Origin of the sequence: Streptomyces sp. NPDC005281 (assembly GCF_040607495.1) — a bacterium.
GTDB lineage: Bacteria > Actinomycetota > Actinomycetes > Streptomycetales > Streptomycetaceae > Streptomyces.
The window spans coordinates 154,398-178,393 of sequence record NZ_JBEXGX010000009.1 but is presented as its reverse complement, the minus strand read 5'-3'; the positions used below and the strand labels follow the sequence as shown (position 1 = coordinate 178,393).

Genomic DNA, 23,996 nt, shown 5'->3' with positions numbered 1-23,996 from the left:
CCCGGGGTTACGGCCCGCCCCGGGGTCGACGGCCTTCCGGGGCAAAGGCGCGCCGGGTTACTCGCCCTTGGCGCCCGTCAGCCCCTCGACCCGTCCGAGGACGGACACCTGTCCGCGGCCCGAGCCCCTCGGCGGATCGAGGACGACCTGGTTGGAGACGAACTCCAGGGTCAGGGACTGGTTGATCTCGCCCCTCGTCAGCGCCCGCACGTCCGTGCCGGGGGCGGGGATCTCGGTGCCCGCGGCGGCGGTCTCCTTCTCGAAGCGTTGCGTGGCGAAGAAGACCAGCGCCCCGCCGTCCGCCGTGCGCAGGCCCACGGGCGCGTACCCGGTCGAGGTCAGTGGCTGGTCGATGTACTGCCGGGCGAGGCCGGGCCGGCTGGCGAACTTCTCGCGCTGGGCCCGCCACTGCGAGGTGTGGACGCCCGCGGCGAAGGTGTCGCCGCCGGACTGGAGATAGGAAGCGTAGGACCGGCCGAGCCTTCGCGGCTCGATCGCGAGCGCCGTGTCGTCGGCGGCGACGGGCTGGGCCCAGCCGCCGCCGTCCGTCGCGAACTTCGGTACGTCACCGGCGCCGAGGACCGTCAGATACGAGGCCTGCCACAGCTGGCGGGCGTTGTCCCGGGTGAAGACGAGCAGCCAGCGGCTGCCCGGTACGCCCTTGTTGGCGGTCGCGTCGGCCACGAACCAGCGCGGCCAGCCCGCCTTCGCCGGGATGGAGAACCGGGCGTCGTCGAAGGTCAGCGCCGAATGCGCGGGATTCCCGCCCGGTGCGCCGAGGTGGCCGGCCTTCAGCCTGGCGCCGTCGATGTCCGCGAGCGGACCGGTCACCCGGTCCGCGTCCTTCGAACGGTCGTACGTCGCGTCCGCCTTGTTGTACGCGGCGGTGAAGTCCGCCAGCGCGCGGGCGGCGTCGGCGCGGGTCGTGGCCGGCACGACCTCCCGCTCGCCGTGCACCACCACGCAGCCGCTCGCCGTCGCCCACAGCGCGCTCACCGCCGTCGCCGCCAGGGCGAGACGGCCGGGGCTACGAGGCCTTCGAGGGCTGCGACCCGTGCGATCCCTGCTCATCAGGTGCCTTCACCTTCTTCTTCCCGGAGGCGAACCCTACCGGGGCGAAGAAGATCGTGAGCGTCGGCACCAAGTACAGGGCCCACACCGTGACCTGAAGGACGGTCGGGTCGGGCTGGAAGTTGAAGACGCCCTTCAGCAGGGTGCCGTACCAGCTCGTCGGGTCGATCGTGTTGCTGATGTCGAAGGCGAGGTGCGTCAGGCCGGGGACGAAGTCGGCCTCCTGGAGGTCGTGGACGCCGTACGCGAGCACGCCCGCGGCGACGACGACCAGCATGCCGCCGGTCCAGGTGAAGAACTTGGCGAGGTTGATCTTCAGCGCGCCGCGGTAGAACAGCCAGCCGAGGAGGACCGCGGTGGCCAGGCCGAGCGCCACGCCGATCAGCGGGCGGGGGGTGCCGTCGCTGGCCGCGTGCACCGACGCCCACACGAACAGGGCCGTCTCCAGGCCCTCCCGGCCGACGGCCAGGAACGCGGTCGCGACCAGCGCGCCCGTTCCCATGGCGAGGGCCGCGTCCAGTTTGCCGTGCAGTTCGGACTTCAGGTGCCGGGCCGTGCGCCGCATCCAGAAGACCATCCAGGTCACCAGGCCCACGGCGAGGATCGACAGCGAACCGCCGAGCGCCTCCTGCGCCTGGAACGTCATCTCCTGGGAGCCGAATTCGAGGGCGCAGCCGAAACCGAGGGCCACGGTGATGGCGACGGCGATGCCGATCCAGATCGGCTTCAGCGCGTCCCTGCGACCCGTCTTCACCAGGTAGGCGATGAGGATGCAGACGACGAGGCTGGCTTCGAGGCCCTCGCGGAGACCGATCAGGTAGTTGCTGAACACGGCTACGCCTCCTTGGAGAACAGCGTCCGGCCCCACCAGTCGTCCTTGTCCCGGACGCCGGGCGGGACGGCGAAGACCGCCGAACTCACGTGCTGGATGTACTCGTTGAGCGCGTCGGTACGCGACAGGCTGCGCTGGAGCGGAATGAACCCCTTGCGCACGTCCCGCTGGTAGGCGAGGAAGAACAGGCCCGCCTCCAGGCGGCCGAGACCGTCCGTGCCGTCCGTGAAGGAGTAGCCGCGGCGCAGGATCGTGATCCCGCCGTTGGAGTCGGGGTGCGCGAGCCGGACGTGCGCGTCGGGCTTCATCGCCTTCAGGAACGGCTTGTCGTGCTCCTTGGCCCTGCCGACGGGGGCACCCTCGCCCTTGTCGCGGCCGAAGACGTCCTCCTGCTCCTGGAGCGAAGTGCGGTCCCAGGTCTCGATGTTCATCCGGATGCGCCGCGCGACGAGGTACGAACCACCGGTCATCCAGGCCGAGTTCTTGCCGCCGTCGCTCTCCTCGGCCCACACGAACTTCCGCAGGCGGTCGGTCTCGGTGCCCGCGATGTTGCGGGTGCCGTCCTTGAAGCCCATCAGGTTGCGCGGGGTCTGCGCGTCCGGAGTCGTCGACGACGTCTTGCCGAAGCCGAGCTGCGACCAGCGGATGGCGACCTTGCCGAAGCCGATACGCGCCAGGTTACGGATGGCGTGCACCGCGACCTGCGGGTCGTCCGCGCAGGCCTGGACGCACAGGTCGCCGTTGCTGCGGGCCCTGTCCAGGTTGTCGCCCGGGAACTCGGGCAGGTCGACGAGCGCCTCCGGGCGCCGGTCCGCCAGACCGAACTTCTCGAACAGCGACGGACCGAAGCCGATCGTCAGCGTCAGCCGGGAGGGCTTGAGCCCCAGCGCCTCACCGGTGTCGTCCGGCGGGGCCTCGGCCAGACCGCCGTACGCGCCCTCACCGACCGTGTGCCCGGCGGTCATCCGGGCGGCGGCCTGCGTCCAGTCCTTGAGGAGCTGGACGAACTCGGCGCGGTCCTCCGTCTTCACGTCGAACGCGGCGAAGTGCAGCCGGTCCTGCACCGCTGTCGCGATGCCGGCCTGGTGGGCGCCGTGGAAGGGCACGGCTGCGCCGGTGTCGGCGCCGGCCGGATCGACGTCGTTGCCGACGCGGGTCATCGCGACGGCACCGCCGGCCGCGGCGGCACCGAGCGCGAGCCCGGCACCACCCCAGCCGATCAGCGAACGCCGGGTCGGCGTTGAGCCGTTGCGGGTGGACTCGGGGGCCTGCGTGGCGTCCGTGCCCTCGGTGCTGTTCATGCTGTCCTGGGATTCCGTGCTGTCCGAGTGGTCCGTCATGGCGTTGCTCCTACTTCACGACGGCGGCGGCGAGCTTGGACAGGGGCTCGGCGAGCGCGTTGACCGCGTCCGAGAGCTCCTTGCGGTCGGCCTTGCCGACCTTGTCGTACGAGACGAAGCCGTCCGAGGTCTTGTCCGTCCGGTACTTGTCGAGCAGCTTGTTCAGCGCGGCGAACTGCTTGTCGAGCTCGGCCGTCAGCGCCGCGTCGTTCTCCGCGGCCACCGGCTTGAGCAGCTCGTACGCCTTCTGCGCGCCGTCCACGTTGCCCTTGAAGTCACTGAGGTCGGTGTGCGAGTAGCGGTCCTCCTCGCCGGTGACCTTGCCGGTGGCGACCTCGTCGAGCAGCTCCTTGGCACCGTTGGCCATGGAGGTCGGGGTGATCTCGGCCTTGCCGATGCGCTTCTGCCAGTCGGTCAGGTCGGTGACGAGCTGGTCGGCGAGGGTCTTCTGCTCGGCGCCGATCTTCTTGTCCGCCCAGAGGGCCTTCTCCAGCGCGTGCCAGCCGGTCCACTTCTGGCCCTTCTCCAGGCCGTCGGCGCGGGTGTCCGTCTTGGGGTCGATGTCACCGAAGGACTCGGCGATCGGCTCGGTGCTCTCCCAGCCCACACGCGAGGGGGCGTACGCCTTCTTGGCGGCTTCGAGGTCGCCGGCCTTGATCGCGTCGGCGAACGTCTTCACCTTCGGGATCGTGGTGTCGGCCTCCGACTGCGCCCACGCGCGGTAGTCGGCGACGGCCTTGTCGAGGCGCGGGTCGCGCTTGGCGACCTTGCCGCCGGTCACGGTGAGCTTCTGGCGGATGCCGTGGCCCTTCATCCCCGGGCGGCAGGCGATCTCGTACGAGCCGGCCTTCACCTCGGCGGTCAGCGTGTACTTGGTGCCGGGGCCGATGTTCTCCTTCTCGGAGACGATGCGGTCGTCGGGGAAGACGATCTCGACCTCGGTCGCCTGGGACCCCTTGTTCTCGATCTTCAGGGTGACGTGGCCGGCCGGCACGGTCCTGGTCGAGGTGTCGCACTTGGAGTCGGCGGCCGTCACCTGGATCGCGTCGCCGTTCTTCGCGTCGCTCTTCTGGGTGCAACCCGTGACGGCGGCCAGAGCGGCCGCGGTGGCGGCAGCGGTGACTACGGACAGTCGAACGGCTCGCATGCAGGCTCCAAGAGAAGTCGGACAAGCCGCACGGCGGGGCCCGTTCGGCATGGTGAGGCTGGCCTAACTTATCTGAGGCTTGCCTCACTGATACCCACCCGTGCGGTGATTCACCTCTCACAGGAGCCCCCCAGGAACGGCTTGATCACGGCGACTCAAAACACACCCCATGGAAAGGTCAAGGGAAGGTCAAGGGGTGAGTCTCGCCGCGTTTCGGGGTGATGAGCGCGGCTCCGGTCCTGGGGTGCGGGAACACCTCGACCGGCTGCCGGTAGACCTCGGTCAGCAGCCCGCCGGTGAAAACCTCCGCCGGCCGGCCGTGGGCCGCGACACGACCGGCGCACAGGATCGCGACCCGGTGCGCGTAGGCCGCCGCCAGACCCAGATCGTGCAGCACCACGACCACCGCGTCACCGGCGTGCGCCCTTTCCCGGCACGCCCGCAGCACCAACTCCTGGTGTCTCAGGTCGAGTGCGGCCGTCGGCTCGTCGAGCAACAGCAGCGGAGCACGCTGCGCGAGCACGCGGGCGAGTGCCACCCGCGCCCGCTCCCCGCCGCTCAGCGCCCCGAACGGGCGGGCCGCGAACGCGGTCACCTCGGTGGCCGCCATGGCCGCGCCGACCGCCGCGTCGTCGTCCCGCTCGATGTGGGCCCATGGCGCCCGCCCCATGCGCACGACCTCCTCCACGGTGAACGGGAAGGAGAGCGTCGCCGACTGGGGGAGCACGGCCCGGCGCAGGGCGAGTTCGGCCGCGGACCAGTCACGGGCGGGGCGCCCGTGAAGACGTACGACTCCTTCGGACGGATGCAGATCGGCCGCCAGCGCGGCCAGGAGGGTCGACTTTCCGGCGCCGTTGGGCCCGACCAGCGCGAGCACCTTGCCCGCCCGGGCCGCGAGGTCGACACCGCGCAGCACCTCCCGGCCGCCGAGCCGGATTTGGAGGCCCTCGGTCTCGGCGAGTACGTCGCCGGGAGCGGGCGCGGACGGCGGTACGGGCCGCGCCGTGCGCGCGAGCCGCGTCACCCCGGCGGTACGCGTGAGCCGTAGCGCTCCGGCCAGGCGCGGAAGTCCCGGCACCCGGGCGGTACGCGCGAGCCGAGGGCCCGCGGCCGTGCGCGGCGGGTTCGGGGGCGTGCGCCCGGTGCCGTCTCCGGTGGATGTCATGCCCAGCCTCCTTGCTTGCGGCGGGTCCTGCGCAGCAGCCAGAGGAAGAACGGGCTGCCCAGCAGGGCGGTGAGGACGCCGAGAGGGAGCTCGGCGGGCTGTGCGACCGTCCGGGCGGCGAGGTCGGCCGCGAGCAGCACGGCGGCGCCGCCGAGCGCGCTGCCCGGGATCAGGAAGCGGTGTCCGGGCCCGGCCGCCATGCGCAGCAGATGCGGTACGACGAGTCCGATGAAGCCGATGACCCCGGAGACGCTGACCGCCGCCGCCGTGAGCAGGGCGATGACCAGGACGAGGATCAGCCGCAGCCGTTCGACGTCGACGCCCAGGTGCCGGGCCGGCCGTTCGCCGAGGGCCAGCAGGTCGAGCCGGCGGGCGTACAGGGGTGCGAGCGACAGGCCGATCGCGGCGCACGGCAGGACCGCGAGGACCTTCGGCCAGGTCGCCTGGGCCAGCGAGCCGAGCTGCCAGAAGGTGATCTGGCTGACGGCGGCGGAGTCCGCGAGGAACAGGGACAGTCCGATCAGGGCGCCGGTGAAGGCGTTCAGCGCGATCCCGGTGAGGATCAGCGTGACGACCTCGGTCCGGCCGCCCGAGCGTGACATCGCGTAGACGAGCAGGACCGTGGCCAGACCCGTGACGAAGGCGACGGCCGGGACCGTGAAGGTGCCGAGGAAGTCCAGACCGAGCGCGATGGCGGCGACCGCGCCGACCGCCGCGCCGGAGGAGACACCGATGACCCCGGGTTCGGCCAGCGGATTGCCGAACACGCCCTGCATGAGGGCGCCCGCGCAGCCGAGCGAGGCTCCGATGAGCAGCGCGAGGACGATCCGCGGGAAGCGCACGTCCCACAGGACCGACTCCGGGATCCGCTCCAGCGCGGTGCCGCCGAGTCCGGCCCGGTGCGCGACGGAGGCGAGTACGTCCCCGGTGGGGATCGGGTACGCGCCGAGCCCGGCGGCCACGGGGACGAGGACGAGCAGCGCGACGACCAGCCCGGCGGTCAGAAGCCAGGGGGCACCGCGTGTCCGCTTCCTGGAAAGGGGGACAGAGTTCTCGTCGGCGACCGGTTCCGCGGCCCCTTCCGCGATCGGCCGGCAGGCCGCCTCGGCGGTCGGTCCCGGGGTGGCTTCGGGCGCCGGTCGGTCGAGGGCGGTCATCGGGCGGCGCCGTACAACTGCCGCACCAGCGACCGCAGTACCTGGTCCGTGCGCGGCCCGTAGCTGAGGAGCACCCCGTCCTCGACGGACACCACCCGGCGCTTCATGCCCGCCGGGGTCTGCGCCACCCCCGGGATTTCGACGAGCCCGTCCGTTCCGCCGACGGACTCGAGTCCCTTGGACATCACGAGGATCGCGTCGGGCGCGGCCCGGACGAGGGCCTCGGTGGTGATGGCGGTGAAGTCCTTGCCGAGACCCGACTCGGCGCCCGCGTCGACCGCCCCGGCCGCCTCCAGCAGCGAGGTCGCGTCCGAGCCGCGGCCGCCGATGAGATACACGGAGGCGGAGCCGCGGAGGTAGAGGAAGGCGACGCGCGGGTGGTCCGCGTGGGGCGGAATCGCCTTGCGCACGGCGGCGATCCGGTCCTGCGACCGCTGTGCCAGCCGCTTCCCGGCCGCCGGTACGCCGAGCGCGTCGGCCACGGCCCGGATGCGCGGGCCCACGTCGGTGAGGCCGTGCGCCGGGGCGACGACCAGGACGGGGACACCGGCGTCACGGATCTGCCGCACGGCCTCGTCCGGCCCGGTCGTCGTCTCGGCGAGGACGAGGTCGGGGCGCAGGGAGAGCACGCTCTCGGCGGAGACGTCGTGGTTGCGGGTGACGACCGGCAGTTTCCTCGCCTGGTCGAAGGTGGCGGTGATGTCGCGGGCGACGACCCGGTCGCCGAGCCCGAGCGTGAAGACGATCTCGCTGAGGCCGCCGGACAGGGGGACGATCCGGCCGGCCTTCTCGACGGTCGTCCGCTTTCCGCCGAACGAGCGGACCGTGACCGGGAGTCGAGGTGTTCCGGGGGACGCCAGCGGCTCGACGCGGTCGGAACCGTCCGAGCCGGCCGAGCCGTTCGTTCCGGCCGTTCCGGTGGTGGCCGCAGTCGGCGCGGGTCCGGAGCCCCCGCATCCGGTCAGGGCGAGGGTGAGGGCGAGCGCTGACAGCAGCGCCCCCGCCAGTCGTGTGCGCAAGCGTTGCACTGTCCCGTTGTTCCTCTCGGTCCTCTTTCAGCACATCCGGTCGATAGTTTAGGTTAGCCTTACCTAAGTCGCCAGGGGTTCTCCGGACCCCGGAATCCGGAGGACACCCATGACCGCGCGTTCGAGGGCCCTGGCGGCCGCCGTGGTCTGCGTGGCCGTGCTGGGGGCTCTGCTCACCGCCACGGCCGCACACGCACAGAGCCGCGCCGTGCGGGGCGGCCGACTCGACTGGGGCATCAAGTCGTCCTTCCAGAGCTATGTCACCGGGCCCATCGCGAAGGGGAGTTACTCCCTCACCGGAGGCGCGGCCACGGTCGGCGCGAGCCGGTTCCGCTTCCACTCCGCCACCGGCTCCTACGACGGCGGCACGGGCGCCTTCACCGCCGCCTACTCCGGCGGAGTCCGCTTCCTCGGGCACCGCGAGACCGACGGCGGCTACGAGCTCGACCTCACGATCAGCCGCCCCACCGTCCGCATCTCCGGCGGCCGCGGCACCCTCTACGCCGACATCACCAGCAGGGCGCGGGGCACCGGGACGGTCACGACGTCCACCGGGGTGCCCTTCGCCCGCCTCTCCCTCGGCGGCATCGACATGAGGGGCGGCGGCACCGCCGTCCGGCTCGACAACGTTCCCGCCGCGCTCACTTCACAGGGCGCCAGGTCCTTCGCCGGCTACTACAAGGCGGGCACCGCACTCGACCCGGTGAGCCTGGAGGCGGATGTGCGGGCCCCGGCCGGACCGTCGAAGACACCCACCGTCCGGCCGTCCAAGTCCACTGCGAAGAAGGTGACTTCGGGTTCGATCGAGGACGGAGCCGTCGACTGGGGCGTGCGCCGCACCTTTCGCGAGTACGTCACCGGGGCCGTCGCCGACGGGAGATGGACGCTGACCGCCGGAGCCCGGGACGGCGGCGCGCTCTTCCGCTTCCCCGCGGGCGAGGGCACGTACGACAGCGAGGCGCACGCCCTGAAGGCCTCCTTCGACGGGAAGCTGCGCTTCACCGGACGTCATGGACTCGATCTCCGGCTGAGCGGAGTGCGGGTCACCGTCGAGGACGGCGAAGGCACGCTCTACGCCGACGTGGCGAGCCCGGACCTCACCGGGAAGGGGGTCCCGCTCGTGACCTTCGCGGCCAAGGGCATGAAGCCGAAGGGCGGACTGCTCCAACTCGCCGAGACACCGGCCAGGTTGACTGCGCGAGCGGTCAAGGCGTTCGGCGGGATGTACCGGGCCGGGACGGAGATGGACCCCCTGACCCTCTCCATCGCCCTCACGGACGAAGCGCGGCTCCCGGCCCTGCCCGATCTGGGCGACTCCGCTTCCCTTTCACCCACGCCCCGGGCCTCGCGGACCGCCGAGGCGAAGACCGCCACCGCGCCGCGGACCGAGAACACCGCGAGCGACGGCCCCGGTCGCTGGCCGGTCCTGTCGATCGGCCTCGCCGTGGGCGCACTGCTCACGGCGGCGGCCGTCTTCGGCCTGGTCCGCAGGCGCCGTGCACCCACCGACTGACCCGGCCCCCGTACCCCCCGTCGCCCCGGGCCCGTCACCCTGCCCTCACTCCGTTCACCCTCACCCCGACCCGCTTCATTCCGTCGTACTCCACCCATCCCTCCGCCCCGGCGCAGGACACTCATCCCGAGGAGACCCACGACCATGGCCGCCCATCGCCGCCCTCTCGCACTCGCCGCCGCCGTCGCGGTCGCCCTGGGAGCGGGCGCCCTCGCCGTGACCAGTGCGTCGGCCGCCGAAGCCCCGCTCAAGGACTACGAGTTGACCTGGGGCATCAAGCAGTCCTACCGCTCGTACGTGACCGGGATGGCGGCCGGCTCCTTCACCCCGGCCGACGGGGCGGCGCAGGCGGCCGGAAACGGCGCGTTCACGTTCACCGACGGCGCCGGGACGTACGACTCCGGCACCCACGCCGTACGGCTCGGCTTCGCCGGCAGCCTGAGGATCGCCTCCAAGCCCCACGGCTTCGATCTCACCCTGTCCGACGTGCGGTTCGACAGTGCGGCGGCGGAGATAACCGCCGACGTCACGAGCGGCGGCACGACCCAGGACGACGTCCCGCTCGCCGAGGTCACCGTGACCCGCACGATGACGGACATGGAGACCAGACTGACGAAGGAGGCGGCGGCCGTCCTCGGCAGCGCGAGCTACGAGGGCGCGGCGGGCGACCCGCTCACCGTGACGCAGAAGCCGGGCTCGACGCAGACGCCGTCACCCACGTCGAGCCCGACCGCGACTCCGACAGCGACCGCGACCCCGACGTCGACCGCGACGGATTCCGCGTCCCCGTCCGCCTCCACCTCGCCCTCCACCTCGTCCTCGCCCTCGTCGTCCACGTCGCCCTCGGACGAGGCTTCGCAGAGCGCGAGTCCGAGCGTCTCGGCGCCGGCCTCCGGGGCTCCCGCGCGTGGCGAGATCGCGGACGGCACGCTCGGCTGGGGGGTGAAGCAGTCCTTCCGTACGTACGTCGTGGACGGCGCCGCCCAGGGGAGGATCACCGTGTCCGGCGGCGCCACGCAGGCCGGCGGCAACGGCGCCTTCACCTTCGTGGACGCCACCGGCACCTATGACACCGACGCCGACACCCTCTCGGCCTCCTTCAAGGGCGCGGTGAACTTCAAGGGCCATGAGGAGAAAGGCAGTTACGGACTCGACCTCACCCTCAGCGATCTCGGGGTGGAGCTCGACGGCGGCTCCGGCGAGCTGACCGCCGACGTCGACAGCCTCGGCAAGACCTCCGACGACGTCGTTCTCGCGGACCTGAGCACGAACACCGCCGGCCTGACGGCCCGGGACGACGTGATCACTCTCGACGGGGTGACCGCCAAGCTGACCAAGGCCGGCGCGGAGGCGTTCGGGGGCTTCTACGCCGAGGGCGCCGAGCTCGACCCGGCCGGCCTGTCGCTGGCGCTGAGCGACGACGCCCAACTGCCGGACGGGAACGGAGGGTCGGACTCCGGCTCCGGTTCCGGCTCGGGCTCCGACGGCTCCGGTACGCCGGCCGGCACCACGGGTGGTGTGGGGACGGCCGGGTCCACGACGGGCGGTGTGAGCGGTGCGCTGGCCTCCACCGGGTCGCAGGTGCCGGCCAGCGCGCTCGGAGCCGCTGCCGCGGTGACCGTCGCGGCGGGCGCGGGCGTGGTGGTCGCGATGCGCAGGCGGCGTACCGCCTGATCCGCCTGATCCGTCGGACCGGACGAGTTCCGGACCGGCCCCGCCGACCCGGACCGCCCGCCTCCGACACCGTTCCCGATGTTCAGGGAGCATTCGGAGGCGGCCGGTCCGGTCGTGCGGGTCACCGATCGGGCGGATGAATGTTTGAATGCCGGAGTGACTGACTACGACGTGCTGCGGGTCTTCTGTGGACCGGGCGGCGGGTATGGCAATGAGCTCGGTGTCGTGCGCGAGGGTTCGGTGATGCCGGACCGCGCGGAGCGGCAGGAGTTCGCCGCGAAGCTCGGCTTCAGCGAGACCGTGTTCGTCGACGACCCCGAGCGCGGGGTCATCGACATCTACACCCCGTCACTGCGGCTGCCGTTCGCGGGACACCCGTGCGTCGGGGTGGGCTGGCTGCTCGACGTGCCCGAACTGGTCACGCCCGCCGGTGTGGTGGGAGTCCGGCTCGACGGCGAGTTCAGCTGGATCGAGGCGCGCGCCGAGTGGGCGCCGCCGAGGACGCTCCGGCGGCACGGGACCGCGGCCGAGGTCGAAGCGCTGGCCGTGCCGCCGTCGGGGGAGTGGATCTACGCCTGGGCCTGGGAGGACGAGGCCGCCGGCCGGGTGCGGGCCCGCGCCTTCCCCGGCCGCAACGACGGCATCGAGGAGGACGAGGCCACCGGGGCGGCGGCGCTGCTGCTGACCCAGCAGCTCGGCCGGGCCCTCAACATCACCCAGGGCCTCGGTTCGCAGATCCTCACCGCGCCGCAGCCGGGCGACTGGGTCGAGATGGGCGGCCGGGTCCGCCTGGAACGCTGAAGCAGCACCGACCGGCGCCGGGCCCACGCCACTTAGGGCACGGTCCGCGTAGAACGCAGGGCCCACGCCCCTCAGCGCACGGTCCGCGTCGAACGCAGGACCCACGCCCCTGGGGGCACAGTCCGCGTCGAACGCCGAGTCCGCGCCCCTCAGGGGCGCGGGGAACTGCGCGACCGGCCCCCACCGGCCCGCAGAGGCGCGGACCGGGCTGGTCCCTCCCCGGGGGCATGCGGGGGACACGGCCGGGAGCACTCCGGCGGCCGGGGCCCGGTACTGACCCCGCGCCCGGGGCGAACCGTCACGCGGTCAGCGGGAACTCCTGGCCGAGAGCCCTGAACACCCCGGTGTTCAGGGCGAACGCCCGCTTGCACTCCGCCACGATCCGCTGCTTCTCCAGATCGTCGGCCCGGACCCCGTCCAGCAGTTCGCGATAGCTCCGCTTGAACGCGGCCGGGTTGGAGACGTCCTCGAAGACGTAGAAGCGGACGCCGTCGCCCTTGCGGCTGAAGCCCCAGGTCTGCTCCGCCCTGCCGCGGATGATCTGGCCGCCGGAGAGGTCGCCCAGATAGCGCGTGTAGTGGTGGGCGACATAGCCTCCCGGCCACTCGCGGGCGCACTCCGAGACCCGGTCCGCGTACGCGCGGGTCGCGGGCAGCGCGGTGAGCGTGGCACGCCAGTCGGGGCCGCGGAGATGGGTGAGGTCGCGCTCCAGCGCGGTGCGGCGCAGCAGCTCGGGCCGCAGGAACGGCCCGGCCACCGGATCGGCGGCCAGCCGTCCGGTCTCCGCCTCCAGCGCCTCGTACACGAACCACAGCTGCTCGGTGTAGCGCGCGTACGCCTCGACGCCGAGCCGGCCGCCGAGCAGGTCGCTCATGAACGTCGAGGTCTCCGCCTCGGTGTGCTGTTCGTGCGACGCGGTGCGGATGAGCGTCGAGAAGGGGACGACCGCCGGGCCGGTGGTGCCCGGCGTGCCGCTCGTCGTGCTCGACGTGTCCGACGCGTTCATGAGGCCTCCGGAGCCGGTGGGGAAGGGTGCTGGCCGTTGCTGGATCAGTCGAATCTTCTATGGTTAGGCTTACCTAAGTCAATAGTCTTCCCGACGCCCTGTCGGTAAAACCGTACCCCGATCACCGTCCGCGTCCACATGAGAGAACCCGCCCTGTGGACAGGGCGGGTTCGATGGGTGCGCGGACTCCCGGCGGCTACGGCAGGGTGAGGATCTCCGCGCCGCTCCCGGTGACGACGAGGGTGTGCTCGAACTGGGCCGTGCGCTTGCGGTCCTTCGTCACGACGGTCCACCCGTCGTCCCACATGTCGTAGTCGTGGGTGCCGAGCGTGAGCATGGGCTCGATGGTGAAGGTCATCCCGGGCTGGATCAGGGTGGTCGCGTGCGGGTTGTCGTAGTGCGGGACGATCAGCCCGGAGTGGAACGAGGAGTTGATCCCGTGCCCGGTGAAGTCACGGACCACCCCGTACCCGAAGCGCTTGGCGTACGACTCGATCACGCGCCCGATGATGTTGATCTGGCGTCCCGGCCTGACCGCCTTGATCGCGCGCTCGAGCGACTCGCGGGTCCGCTCCACGAGGAGCCTCGACTCCTCGTCGACGTCGCCGACCAGGTAGGTCGCGTTGTTGTCGCCGTGCACGCCGCCGATGTACGCCGTCACGTCGAGGTTCACGATGTCGCCGTCGCGCAGCACCGTGGAGTCGGGGATGCCGTGGCAGATGACCTCGTTGACCGAGGTGCACAGCGACTTGGGGAAGCCGCGGTAGCCGAGGGTCGACGGATAGGCGCCGTGGTCGCACATGTACGCGTGCGCCACCCGGTCCAGCTCGTCCGTCGTCACGCCCGGCGCGATGAGCTTCGCGGCCTCGGCCATCGCCCGAGCGGCGATCCGCCCGGCGATCCGCATCGCCTCGATGGTCTCGGGCGTCTGCACCTCCGGTCCGGTGTACGGCGTGGGGGCGGGCTTTCCGACGTACTCGGGACGCCGGATGTTTCCCGGCACGGGACGGGTGGGAGAAAGCTCCCCTGGTACGAGCAGCGACTGGCCAGACATGGCAGCGAGTCTAACCAGCGGGCATGGGGGAACATGTCCCTGGCGAAAGGAGCTGGTGATGGCCCTGTTCAAGAAGCGGACGGTCGGTAAGCCGGGCGAGTGGTACTACTGCCTGGAGCACAAGAAGGTCGAGGAGGGCCCCGACTGTCCCGGCAAGGACCGCTTCGGCCCGTACGCCACCCGTGAGGAGGCCACGCACGCGATGGATCTCGCGCGGGAGCGGAACCTCGAATGGGAGACGGACCCGAAGTGGCACGACGCGTCGGGCAAGGCGCCGGGCACCGAGGACGACTGAGACGCCGGGCGGGGCACGGCGCGGGCCGCACTCGCTACCACCGGTACGACGGCGGGGCCGTCAGCCGGTCCGCGAGGCGGGAGAGGCGGTCGCGGAAGCGGTGGCGGCCCCGGGGTGAGGGCAGCGCGTTCTCCCCGGCCGCCGCGCTGACCAGATGCTGCACGGTGTCCAGGTCCAGCTCGGGGTCCGGCGGCACCGCGAGCGACTCGTGGGCCAGCGCCGGCAGCTCGCCCTCCCCGCGGGACAGGGCCAGTACCGTCGCCCCCGCCCGCCGGGCGTCGTGCACCCGCTCCAGCAGCGCGTCCCCGGGCGCTTCCGGCGCCACCACGAGCAGGGTCTCCCCGCGCCTGGCCGCCTCGATCCGGCCGAGGCCCACCGCCAGGTGAACCGGATCCGACTCCCGCGCCCCGTGCCGCACCAGCGTCGGCGACAGCTCCGGCGTGCCCGACCAGGCGGCCTCGTCCACGAGGTGTGCCGCGAGGTGCCAGGGCTCGTACGCCTCGGAACCGACCAGCAGCAACCCGCCGCCGTGCGACACCACGGACCCCCGCAGCGTTCCCCCGAACCGCCGTGTCGCACCCAGCCATTCGGTCCCGGCAAGCACTTCGCGCAGCAATGCGACCCGTACGGCATCCATGGCCGCATCCTGCCGCAACGAGCCACTCGTGACCCGGAGTTCACCACGAATTCGCCCAAGTTGGGCAGAAGTCCGCACCACCGACCCCACGAGCGAACGCGGCAGGGAGCCCGGCCATGACACAGTCGAGCGCAGCGACCGGCACCGGCACGGACGGGACGACGGGCGCCGGGACGGGCGCTGGAACGGACGCGGGGGTGAGCGTTCCCTTCCGTGCCGGGCGCGAGGGCTACGCCAGCTTCCGGATCCCCGCCGTCGTCGCCACCCGCGCCGGCACACTGCTGGCCTTCTGCGAGGGCCGGGTCGGCTCCGCGAACGACCACGGGCACATCGACATCGTGCTCAAACGGTCCACGGACGGCGGCCGGACCTGGGGCCCGCTCCGGGCGGTGGCGAAGAACGGGACCAACCTCGCGGGCAACCCCGCCCCCGTCACCCTCGACACCGGCCGCGTCCTGCTCGTCCACGTCCGCAGCGCCGCCGGAGCCTCCGAGGACGCCCTGCTGCGCGGCAGGGTGAAGGCGGCCGACGGGCGCCGCGTATGGGTGCAGCACAGCGACGACGACGGACTCACCTGGGCGGCTCCCAAGGAGATCACCGCACAGGTCAAGAAGGCGGGCTGGCGCTGGTACGCCACGACACCGGGGCACGCCCTCCAGCTCGGCTCCGGCCGGGTGGTGGTCCCCGGCAACCACACCGTGCCGCCCACCGGCACCGACAACGGCACCGAGGCGAAGTACAACAGCGGCCACTGTCTGCTCAGCGACGACCGCGGCACGACCTGGTACCTCGGCTACCTCGACGAGAACACCAACGGCTACGTCAACGTGAACGAGACCACCGCCGCCGAACTCCCCGACGGCCGCGTCTACTTCAACACCCGCAACGACTCCCCGTCGCCCGGCAACCGCGCCGACGCCCACTCCCTCGACGGCGGCAGGACCCTGGTCAAGCCGTTCCGCCCGCAGGCCGGCCTGGTCACACCGGTCGTCCAGGGCAGCCTGCTCCAGCTCCGCGACCCGGACCTCCTGCTGTTCTCCGGACCCGCGGACCCGGACTTCCGCGCCCTGATGACGGTCCGTGCCTCGGCCGACGGCGGCACCACCTGGCGCTCCGCGCACACCGTCGACGGACTGCCCGCCGCGTACTCCGATCTCGTACGCGTCGACACCACGACCGTCGGACTCCTCTACGAGACGGGCGACTTCGGCGCGTACGAGACGATCACCTTCCGGCGCGTCCCGGTGGCCGCGCTCGGGTGACCGTCCTCACCCCGGGTGCCCGGCCGCCTCGGGCGCCCGCCACGACCCGCGCACGTACAGTCGGCCCATGACCTCTACTGACAGTGCACAGAAGGCCCCCGCCAAGGATCCCTGGGACCTGCCCGACGTGTCCGGGCTCGTCGTCGGCGTGCTCGGCGGCACCGGTCCGCAGGGCAAGGGCCTCGCCTACCGTCTCGCCAGGGCGGGACAGAAGGTGATCATCGGCTCCCGTGCCGCCGACCGCGCGCACAGCGCGGCCGAGGAACTCGGCAACGGTGTGGAGGGCGCCGACAACGCGGAGACCGCGCGGCGCAGTGACATCGTGATCGTCGCCGTACCGTGGGAGGGCCACGGCAAGACGCTCGAATCGCTGCGCGAGGAACTGACCGGGAAGCTCGTCGTCGACTGCGTCAACCCGCTCGGCTTCGACAAGCAGGGCGCCTACGCGCTGAAGCCCGAGGAGGGCAGCGCCGCCGAACAGGCCGCCGCCCTGCTGCCCGATTCCCGGGTCACCGCGGCCTTCCACCACCTCTCCGCCGTGCTCCTCGCGGACCCGGAGATCGAGGAGATCGACACCGACGTGATGGTCCTCGGCGAGGAGCGGGCCGACGTCGAGATCGTCCAGGCCCTCGCGGGCCGCATCCCCGGTATGCGGGGCGTCTTCTCCGGCCGGCTGCGCAACGCCCACCAGGTCGAGGCACTGGTCGCCAACCTGATCTCGGTGAACCGCCGCTACAAGGCACACGCCGGCCTGCGGGTGACGGACGTATAGGCGGCGTGGGGGACACTGGTCGAAAGCAGTGTCCCCCCGACAGGAGCCGACCCCATGCCCCGCCTCGCCCTCTACGCCCTCGTCGTCTGTGTCCTGTCCGTGGCCGCGGCCGTCGTCTCGTTCGTCCAGGGCAGCTGGCTGGGCATCGTGTGGGTACTGCTCGCGGGCCTGTCGTCGAACATGACCTGGTACTACGCGCGGCGGGGCCGGGCGTAGCGGGCGGGCAGGCGCCCAGGGGCCGGAACGCAGCCGGCGGCCGGTGGCCCGGGGGCCGGCCGGAACGCCGGGCCCCGTCCCCGCCCGGTCAGGACTTGAGGCAGATGTCGCTGTTCGCTTCCCAGAAGCGGTAGAGCCACTGTCCGCAGTCGGTGTCCCGGCCGTCGATGCCCAGCCCGCCCAGGAGCGTGTCGATCAGGTGGAAGAACTCCCGGTTCACCGAGGGGATCCACAGCAGACCGAACACCGCGAGCAGTCCGAACGGCGCGAAGGGCTCGACCTGACGCCGTACGCCGTACGACAGCCAGGGCTCGATCACGCCGTAGCCGTCCAGGCCCGGGACCGGCAGGAAGTTCAGGATCGCGGCAGTGACCTGGAGCAGCGCGAGGAACGCCAGCGCGTACCTGAAGGCGGCCGGGACGCCGTCCAGGGCGTGCAGCCAGAACGGCGCCGTGCACACGACGGCGAACAGCACGTTCGTCAGCGGGCCCGCCGCCGAGATCAGGCTGTGCTTCCAGCGCCCGTGGATACGGCTCCGCTCGATGAAGACCGCACCACCCGGCAGACCGATCCCACCCATGATCACGAACAGCACCGGCAGCACGATGCTCAGCAGGGCGTGCGTGTACTTCAGAGGGTTCAGGGTCAGATAGCCCTTGGCACCGATCGAGATGTCGCCGCTGTGCAACGCGGTGCGGGCGTGCGCGTACTCGTGGAGGCAGAGCGAGACGACCCAGGCGGCCGTCACGAAGAGGAACACGGCCATGCCGGGCTGCTCGGCGAAGCCGGTCCACGTCGCCCAGCCGGTCACCCCCGTCACGGCCACGATGCCCACGAAGACAGGGCTGATCCTCCGGTCGCTGCGGCGGGTCGCGGCGGTGGTCATGGGGCTCCCTGGACTGGCTGGGCCGACGTTTGTGTGCTTGGGCCTGCCCGACCGTACCGGGCCCATGCCGAAAACGTCTCGCCATCGGCCATTGGTTCCGGGGAGGCTGGGGGGATGGGGCGATGGTGGGTGTTCTACGCGGACTGGCAGATGGAGTGCTGTGGTACCCCCTTCTCGGTGGGGGACGAGGTGAACTGGCCGCTGCTGCTCGGCGACGCGGACGACGTGCTGGGCGGCGGCTGGTCGCGCGAGCTCAGTGAGATCGCGGCGACGGTGGAGCACGTCCACGACGACGGTGCCGTGATCCCGGTGCTGCGCGCGGACGACGGCCTGTCGGCGGTTGTGCCCGGCGGCGACGGGGACGAGAGCGAAGGCAAGGGCAGGGGCAGGGGTAAGGGCAAGAACAAGAGCAGAGGCGGGGGTCGGCAAGGTCGCGCCGACGACCGCGACGGGGCCGGGACGGGATCCGGCCGACGGGCCGGCAGAACCGGGCTGCTCACCGTCGAACGGCACGGCGCCCGGTGGCCCGGGACGACCGGCACGGTCCGTAGTATCCACCTGGTGCACCAGGACCTCACGGTGACCGGGCCCGGCCCGCACGCCTTGGTGCCGGCGCCCGCGTCGCGGTCGCTGGAGGCCGTGGACCGCTGCCCCAGATGGTTCGGCAGGGGCTGCGCCGGAGTCGTCGCCGAACTCGACGTACCCGGCCCCCGCACCTGACGTCACCGGAGACAATGGACCCCGTGCGCTACCGCATCCTCGGCACCACCCAGGCACTCCGCCCCGACGGCACGCCCGTCCCGGTCGGCGGGGCGCGGCTGCGTGCCCTGCTGACCGTCCTCGCGCTGCGGCCAGGGCGGACCGTCTCCGCTGCCGTCCTGGTCGACGAGGTGTGGGACGGCGACCCGCCCGCGGACGCGCCCGGCGCGCTCCAGGCGCTGGTCGGGCGGCTGCGCCGGGCCGTCGGCGCGGATGCCGTCGCCTCGGCGGAAGGCGGATACCGGCTCGAGGCCGCGCCCGACGACGTGGACCTGCATCGCTTCGAGCGGCTCGCCGGTGAAGGTACCCGAGCCGTCGCCGACGGGGACCCCGCCAAGGCCGCCGTCATCCTCGACGACGCCCTCGCCCTGTGGAGCGGCCCCGCGCTCGCGGACCTCCCCGACCGCACCGCCGAGGCGGCCCACTGGGAGACCCGCCGCCTGCACGCGCGGTGCGCCCGTCTCACCGCGGCCCTGGCCCTCGGCCAGGCCGAGTCGGCCCTCCCCGAACTGACCGCCCTGTGCGATGCCCACCCCCTGGACGAGCCCCTCCAGGCACTGCGTCTGCGCGCGTTGCGTGACGCGGGCCGTACGGCGGAGGCCCTGGCCGCGTACGAGGACGTACGACGGCTGCTGGCCGATCGCCTGGGCTCCGACCCGGGCGCCGAACTGCGTGCCCTGCACGGGGAGTTGCTTCGCCCGGCCGAGGGCGGCGGGGCTCGGGTCCGAGGCCCGGAACCCCGCTCCGCGGGTGCCGACAACGGCCTCGCGGCGGCCGGGGGCACCCGGCCCGCGCCCCCGGCACCCGGCAACCTCCGCGCCCGGCTCACGTCCTTCGTGGGACGGGAGAAAGACATCGATGCCATCCGGGGGGATCTCGCGGCGGCACGGCTCGTGACCCTGCTCGGGCCCGGCGGGGCGGGCAAGACACGGCTGTCGCAGGAGGCGGCCGAGGCACTGGCCCCCGCCCCGCGGGACGGGGTGTGGCTGGCGGAACTGGCCCCGGTGGACGACCCGAAGGCCGTGCCCGAGGCCGTGCTGACCGCCGTCGGTGCCCGCGAGACCGTACTGCGCGGAGCCGGCGCCGAGGAGATGCGCGCCGTGGCCGACCGGCACGACGACCCGCTCACCCGGCTCACCGAACACTGCGCCAAGCGCCGGATGCTGATCGTCCTCGACAACTGCGAACACGTCGTCGACGCCGCCGCGCATCTCGCCGAGGCACTGCTGGAACGCTGCCCCGGTGTGACCGTGCTCGCCACCAGTCGCGAACCCCTCGGCGTACCTGGGGAGTTGCTGCGCCCGGTGGACCCGCTGCCGGAGCCCGTCGCGCTGCGGCTGCTCGCCGACCGGGGAGCGGCCGCCCGGCCCGGCTTCCGCGTCGAGGACGACCCCGAGGCGGCGGCGGAGATCTGCCGGCGTCTCGACGGCCTCCCGCTCGCCATCGAACTCGCCGCCGCCCGGCTGCGGATGCTCACCTCGCGCCAGATCGCCGACCGGCTCGACGACCGTTTCCGGCTGCTGACCTCGGGCAGCCGCACCGTGCTGCCCCGGCAGCAGACCCTGCGCGCCGTCGTCGACTGGTCCTGGGACCTGCTCGACGAGGCCGAACGGGACACCCTGGGGCGGCTGTCGGTGTTCGCGGGCGGCTGCGACCTCGCCGCCGCCGAGGCCGTCTGCGGTCCGGCCGCGCTGGACGTCCTCGGCTCGCTCGTCGACAAGTCCCTTGTCGTCGCGGCCCCTTCGGGCCAAGGGGACACCCAGATGCGCTACCGCCTGCTGGAGACCGTCGCCGAGTACGCGGGCGAACGCCTCGACGAGTCCGGCGCCCGCGAGGCCACCGAGCGGGCCCACCTCACGTACTACCGCGAACTCGCCCGCACCACCGACCCGTTGCTGCGCGGACCCCGGCAGCGCTCCGCGATCGACCTCATCGAGCGCGAGTACGAGAACCTGCGCACCGCCCTGCGGCACGCCGTCACCGGACGCGACGAGCAGGAGGCGCTGTGCATGGTCCTCTCGCTGACCTGGTACTGGCAGATCCGCGACCAGCGCGTCGACGCCCGTGCCTGGTCCCTGGAGGTGATGGGCCTCGGCCCGGACCCCTTCGCCCCGCCGGTACGGCCGGCCGTCGCGCTGTACGAACGCTGCACGGACTTCCCGCCGCCGATGCGCGAGGAGGTCCTCGAAGAGGCCCGGCGAGGAGTCCACCTCGTCCATCTCGCCTATATGGACATGGACATGGGCGCCTGGCAGACCCCGGAGGCCCAGGAGAAGCTGCGCGTCATCGGCGCGACCTACGAGCCCGGCATGCCGCAGACCTGCCGCACCCCCGGCTACCTCTGGTTCTACGCCGTCCTGCTCACCGGCCCGATGGAGCGGTTCAACGAGGTGATCAACAAGACGGTGAGCACCTGCCGCGAACTCGGCTACGACTGGGAGCTGGCCACCGCCCTCCAGATGCGCGCCAACATCCTCGCCAACCGGGCCGACATGGCGGGCGACGCCACCGTGGACGCCGACGAGGCGCTGGAACTCTTCGGACGCATCGGTGACGCCTGGGGCGCCGCCGAGTCGCTCTCCGCGCGCGGCGAGGCCCATGAGCGCAAGGGTGACTTCCGGGCCGCCGCCGCGGACTACGCGGAGGCGGCGGAGTACGCCGAGCTGCTGGGCGCGCGTGCCCAGACGGCGGTGCTCAACGTCCGGCTCGGCAGTATGTACATGGAGCTGGGGGAACCCGAGCGCGGCGAGCGGATGATCCGCGAAGTCCTCGCGACCGGGCACGGCGCCCACAACGAGGCCGTGCCGGCGGCCCACCTCTTCCTCGCGATCTGGCTCGGCCGCAAGGGCCGGACCGCCGAGGCGCGCGACCAGATACGGCTGCTCCGCCAGGACTTCGGGGCCGGCTCCTTCGTCCTGTTCGACGGGTTCATGCTCGGTGTCGAAGCCTGGCTGGACGCGATCGACGGGCAGAGCGAAAGCGCCCTGGACAAGGTGCGCGTGGCTCTGGAACGGTCCGGCGACCAGTTGTCGCGGATGATCGCTCCGCACATGCCCTCCGCGCATCTGACCACGGCAGCCATCGCTCTGGGCGGTCTGGACGGCGGCGGCCGGGCCGGGGACGCGGCGCGGCTCCTCGGCGCCGCGGACAGCCTGCTGCCGCCGGGGCACTTCCCCGGTCCCATGGAGGTGGAGGTGCGCGAGCAGGCCGAGACGGGCGCGCGGGCCCTGCTCGGCGACGCGGCGTACGAGGCGGCATACGCGGAGGGCGGCGGCCTCTCCCTGGAGGAGGCCACCGCCCTCATCTGAGGCGCGGACGCGAACCGGCGCGCCCCGGCCCCGGTGAGCGGGGCCGGGTCCGTGCGTCGGACGTCAGCTCTTGGTGCGGAACTTGTGGATGGCGATGGGCGCCATGACCAGCGTGAGGGCCGCGGTCCAGCCGAGGGTCAGCCACAGGTCGTGGGCGACCGGGCCGCCCACCATCAGGCCGCGGGCGGTGTCCGCGAGGTTGGACAGCGGGTTGTAGTCGGTGAAGGTCTGGAGCCAGCCGGGCATGGTCGAGGGCGGCGTGAAGATCGACGAGCCGAACTGGAGGGGGAACAGCACCAGGAAGCCCATCGCCTGGACGGACTGGGCGTTCTTCATCGTCACGCCGAGGACCAGGAAGATCCACATCAGGGCCGAGGCGAAGAGGGCGGCGAGCCCCACGGAGGCGAACAGGCCCGGCCAGTTCGTGATGTCGAAGCCCACCAGGACTCCCACGATCATGAGGATCGTGGTGGCGACGAGCATGCGCATCAGCTCCACCACGATCTTGGCGAAGAGCACGGAGCCCCGGCCGATCGGCAGGGTGCGGAAGCGGTCCATCACCCCCTTGTGGAAGTCCTCGTTGAAGCCGGTACCGACGGCTGTGGCCATGTTCATGGTCGTCATCGCCATCAGGCCGGGGATCACGTACTGGACGTACTGGTCCTGGCCGCCGCCCAGCGACTGGCCGATGGAGCCGCCGAAGACGTACACGAACAGCAGGGTGAAGATGATCGGCATCAGGACGGCGTCGAACATCGACTCGGGGTCCTGGCGGATCCACAGCAGATTGCGGCGGATCAGGGCGCCGATGTGGCGGGCGTGCGCGCGGGGCGAGATACGGGCGTCGGCCTCTATGACGAGGGGGGCTTCGACGGTGGTGGCGCTCATGCGGAGACCTCCTCGTAGGCGCGGGCGGGGTTCTCGTCCTGCGGGGCACTGGCCTTGTGGCCGGTGAGGGAGAGGAACACCTCGTCCAGGCTGGGCAGTTCGGTGTTGATGGAAGCGATCGTGATGCCGCGCGCGGTGACCGCGCCGACCACGGCGGTGAGCTGCTCGTCGCTGAGGATCGGGACCAGCACGCTGTCGGTCTCGCTGTCCACGGTCGTCGTGGAGAGACCGGTGAGCCCCAGGTCGTCGAACATGGCGGCCAGCGGGCGCAGTTGCAGGGGGTCAAGCGGGCGGATCCGCAGTGTCCGGCCGCCGACGCGCGCCTTCAGCTCGTCGATCCGGCCGCCGGCGATGACCTTGCCGCGGTCGATGACCGTCAGCTCGGAGGCCAGTTGCTCGGCCTCCTCCATGTACTGGGTGGTGAGCAGCACGGTGACGCCGTCGGCGACCATGCGCTTGACCTCCTGCCACACCTCGTTGCGGGTGCGCGGGTCGAGGCCGGTCGTCGGCTCGTCCAGGTACAGCACGGCCGGGCTGCCGATCATCGAGGCGGCGAGGTCGAGCCGGCGGCGCATACCGCCGGAGTACGTCGACGTCGGGCGCTTGGCGGCCTCGGTGAGGGAGAAGCGCTCCAGGAGTTCGTCGGCCCGCCGGCGGGCCTCCTTGCGGGGCAGGTCGAGCAGCCGCCCGATCATGTAGAGGTTCTCCCAGCCGGGGAGCTTCTCGTCGACCGAGGCGTACTGGCCGGTGAGGCCTATCACCCGGCGCAGCTGCCGGGGCTGCTTCAGTACGTCGAAGCCGGCGACGGTGGCCGTCCCGGCGTCGGGGGTGATGAGGGTGGACAGGCAGCGGACGAGGGTGGTCTTGCCGGCGCCGTTGGGGCCGAGGACTCCGAGGACGGTGCCCTCGCGCACATCCAGGTCGACCCCGTCCAGCGCCTTGGTCTCGCCGTAGTGCTTGACCAGCCCCCGTACGGATACGGCGCTGCGGCCGGTCGCAGCTTGCCGGGGCGTGTTGTCGATTCGCGTCATGTCCATCAAGGTGCCAGCCGCCACCGACAAACGACCGACAGGCCGCCTACAGAACCCGACTGTCACCGATAGGTCGCCGACAGTCGGCCGACAGCACGCGAAATCGGCGAGCCGCCAACCCGCCGACAGCACGCGAATGCGGCGAGAAGGCAAT

22 protein-coding genes are annotated in these 23,996 nt (G+C 72.1%); 9 read left to right on the top strand and 13 right to left on the bottom strand.

Features of this window, described 5'->3' with window-relative positions:
- Window positions 1–57: 57 nt before the first annotated feature.
- From ABZV42_RS15330 to ABZV42_RS15300, 7 genes are all read right to left on the bottom strand, one after another.
- Entirely contained in the window at window positions 58–1,071 is a 1,014-nt protein-coding gene (locus ABZV42_RS15330; protein ID WP_356052173.1) for a hypothetical protein, read from the bottom strand.
- Entirely contained in the window at window positions 1,028–1,903 is an 876-nt protein-coding gene (efeU, locus tag ABZV42_RS15325) for an iron uptake transporter permease EfeU (protein WP_355985137.1), read from the bottom strand. Before efeU ends, ABZV42_RS15330 begins: the two co-directional genes overlap by 44 nt.
- A gap of 2 nt (window positions 1,904–1,905) precedes the next feature.
- On the bottom strand, window positions 1,906–3,204 hold the full coding sequence (efeB, locus tag ABZV42_RS15320; protein WP_355985233.1) for an iron uptake transporter deferrochelatase/peroxidase subunit: 1,299 nt from the start codon (window positions 3,202–3,204) through the stop codon (window positions 1,906–1,908).
- Between the two features lie 49 nt (window positions 3,205–3,253).
- A complete protein-coding gene (efeO, locus tag ABZV42_RS15315; protein WP_355985139.1) occupies window positions 3,254–4,390 on the bottom strand; it encodes an iron uptake system protein EfeO in 1,137 nt (378 codons plus the stop codon).
- A gap of 178 nt (window positions 4,391–4,568) precedes the next feature.
- Window positions 4,569–5,555: a heme ABC transporter ATP-binding protein gene (locus tag ABZV42_RS15310; RefSeq protein WP_356052171.1), complete on the bottom strand. Its 987-nt coding sequence runs from the start codon at window positions 5,553–5,555 to the stop codon at window positions 4,569–4,571.
- On the bottom strand, window positions 5,552–6,712 hold the full coding sequence (locus tag ABZV42_RS15305) for an iron ABC transporter permease (protein WP_355985142.1): 1,161 nt from the start codon (window positions 6,710–6,712) through the stop codon (window positions 5,552–5,554). The genes ABZV42_RS15310 and ABZV42_RS15305 overlap by 4 nt, the downstream gene beginning before the upstream one ends.
- Entirely contained in the window at window positions 6,709–7,731 is a 1,023-nt protein-coding gene (locus ABZV42_RS15300; RefSeq protein ID WP_356052168.1) for an ABC transporter substrate-binding protein, read from the bottom strand. The genes ABZV42_RS15305 and ABZV42_RS15300 overlap by 4 nt, the downstream gene beginning before the upstream one ends.
- 118 nt (window positions 7,732–7,849) lie before the next feature.
- On the opposite strand from ABZV42_RS15300, the gene ABZV42_RS15295 reads away from it, so the two are divergent.
- The 3 genes from ABZV42_RS15295 (at window position 7,850) to ABZV42_RS15285 (ending at window position 11,728) form a co-directional block, all read left to right on the top strand.
- Window positions 7,850–9,253, top strand: a complete 1,404-nt coding sequence (locus ABZV42_RS15295; protein WP_356052166.1) for an HtaA domain-containing protein — start codon at window positions 7,850–7,852, stop codon at window positions 9,251–9,253.
- Window positions 9,254–9,397: 144 nt separating this feature from the next.
- Window positions 9,398–10,927, top strand: a complete 1,530-nt coding sequence (locus ABZV42_RS15290; protein WP_356052165.1) for an HtaA domain-containing protein — start codon at window positions 9,398–9,400, stop codon at window positions 10,925–10,927.
- Window positions 10,928–11,083: 156 nt separating this feature from the next.
- Window positions 11,084–11,728 (top strand): PhzF family phenazine biosynthesis protein, encoded by a 645-nt coding sequence (locus ABZV42_RS15285; protein WP_355985150.1) that lies wholly within the window; start codon window positions 11,084–11,086, stop codon window positions 11,726–11,728.
- Between the two features lie 298 nt (window positions 11,729–12,026).
- Here ABZV42_RS15285 and ABZV42_RS15280 read toward each other — a convergent pair whose 3' ends face one another.
- Window positions 12,027–12,734 carry a biliverdin-producing heme oxygenase gene (locus tag ABZV42_RS15280; protein ID WP_356052164.1) on the bottom strand — a complete coding sequence of 236 codons (708 nt, stop codon included), beginning with the start codon at window positions 12,732–12,734 and terminating at the stop codon, window positions 12,027–12,029.
- A gap of 196 nt (window positions 12,735–12,930) precedes the next feature.
- Complete coding sequence (map, locus tag ABZV42_RS15275) at window positions 12,931–13,788, bottom strand: type I methionyl aminopeptidase (RefSeq protein ID WP_355985155.1); 858 nt, start codon at window positions 13,786–13,788, stop codon at window positions 12,931–12,933.
- Between the two features lie 58 nt (window positions 13,789–13,846).
- On the opposite strand from map, the gene ABZV42_RS15270 reads away from it, so the two are divergent.
- A complete protein-coding gene (locus tag ABZV42_RS15270) occupies window positions 13,847–14,083 on the top strand; it encodes a hypothetical protein (RefSeq protein WP_355985158.1) in 237 nt (78 codons plus the stop codon).
- A gap of 34 nt (window positions 14,084–14,117) precedes the next feature.
- On the opposite strand, the gene ABZV42_RS15265 is transcribed toward ABZV42_RS15270, so the two are convergent.
- On the bottom strand, window positions 14,118–14,720 hold the full coding sequence (locus ABZV42_RS15265) for a hypothetical protein (protein WP_355985161.1): 603 nt from the start codon (window positions 14,718–14,720) through the stop codon (window positions 14,118–14,120).
- Between the two features lie 116 nt (window positions 14,721–14,836).
- Here ABZV42_RS15265 and ABZV42_RS15260 point away from each other — a divergent pair, with 116 nt between their 5' ends.
- The 3 genes from ABZV42_RS15260 (at window position 14,837) to ABZV42_RS15250 (ending at window position 16,970) form a co-directional block, all read left to right on the top strand.
- On the top strand, window positions 14,837–15,982 hold the full coding sequence (locus ABZV42_RS15260; RefSeq protein ID WP_356052163.1) for a sialidase family protein: 1,146 nt from the start codon (window positions 14,837–14,839) through the stop codon (window positions 15,980–15,982).
- Window positions 15,983–16,049: 67 nt separating this feature from the next.
- Window positions 16,050–16,754 carry an NADPH-dependent F420 reductase gene (npdG, locus tag ABZV42_RS15255; RefSeq protein WP_355985167.1) on the top strand — a complete coding sequence of 235 codons (705 nt, stop codon included), beginning with the start codon at window positions 16,050–16,052 and terminating at the stop codon, window positions 16,752–16,754.
- A 54-nt stretch (window positions 16,755–16,808) separates the two neighbouring features.
- Complete coding sequence (locus ABZV42_RS15250) at window positions 16,809–16,970, top strand: hypothetical protein (RefSeq protein WP_355985170.1); 162 nt, start codon at window positions 16,809–16,811, stop codon at window positions 16,968–16,970.
- 88 nt (window positions 16,971–17,058) lie between these two features.
- Here ABZV42_RS15250 and ABZV42_RS15245 read toward each other — a convergent pair whose 3' ends face one another.
- Window positions 17,059–17,856, bottom strand: coding sequence for a site-2 protease family protein (locus tag ABZV42_RS15245; protein WP_355985172.1), 798 nt, complete (start codon window positions 17,854–17,856; stop codon window positions 17,059–17,061).
- 114 nt (window positions 17,857–17,970) lie between these two features.
- Between ABZV42_RS15245 and ABZV42_RS15240 the strand changes: the two genes are divergently transcribed.
- Both ABZV42_RS15240 and ABZV42_RS15235 read left to right on the top strand, forming a co-directional pair.
- Entirely contained in the window at window positions 17,971–18,576 is a 606-nt protein-coding gene (locus ABZV42_RS15240; RefSeq protein WP_356052162.1) for a DUF6578 domain-containing protein, read from the top strand.
- A gap of 14 nt (window positions 18,577–18,590) precedes the next feature.
- Window positions 18,591–21,923: a BTAD domain-containing putative transcriptional regulator gene (locus ABZV42_RS15235; RefSeq protein ID WP_356052161.1), complete on the top strand. Its 3,333-nt coding sequence runs from the start codon at window positions 18,591–18,593 to the stop codon at window positions 21,921–21,923.
- A 63-nt stretch (window positions 21,924–21,986) separates the two neighbouring features.
- Here the strand turns inward: ABZV42_RS15235 and ABZV42_RS15230 are convergent, their stop codons facing one another.
- Both ABZV42_RS15230 and ABZV42_RS15225 read right to left on the bottom strand, forming a co-directional pair.
- Window positions 21,987–22,811: an ABC transporter permease gene (locus ABZV42_RS15230; RefSeq protein WP_355985180.1), complete on the bottom strand. Its 825-nt coding sequence runs from the start codon at window positions 22,809–22,811 to the stop codon at window positions 21,987–21,989.
- The gene (locus tag ABZV42_RS15225) at window positions 22,808–23,842 is read right to left on the bottom strand and encodes an ATP-binding cassette domain-containing protein (protein WP_356052160.1); all 1,035 of its coding nucleotides are present in this window, start codon (window positions 23,840–23,842) and stop codon (window positions 22,808–22,810) included. Before ABZV42_RS15225 ends, ABZV42_RS15230 begins: the two co-directional genes overlap by 4 nt.
- Window positions 23,843–23,996: the final 154 nt, after the last annotated feature.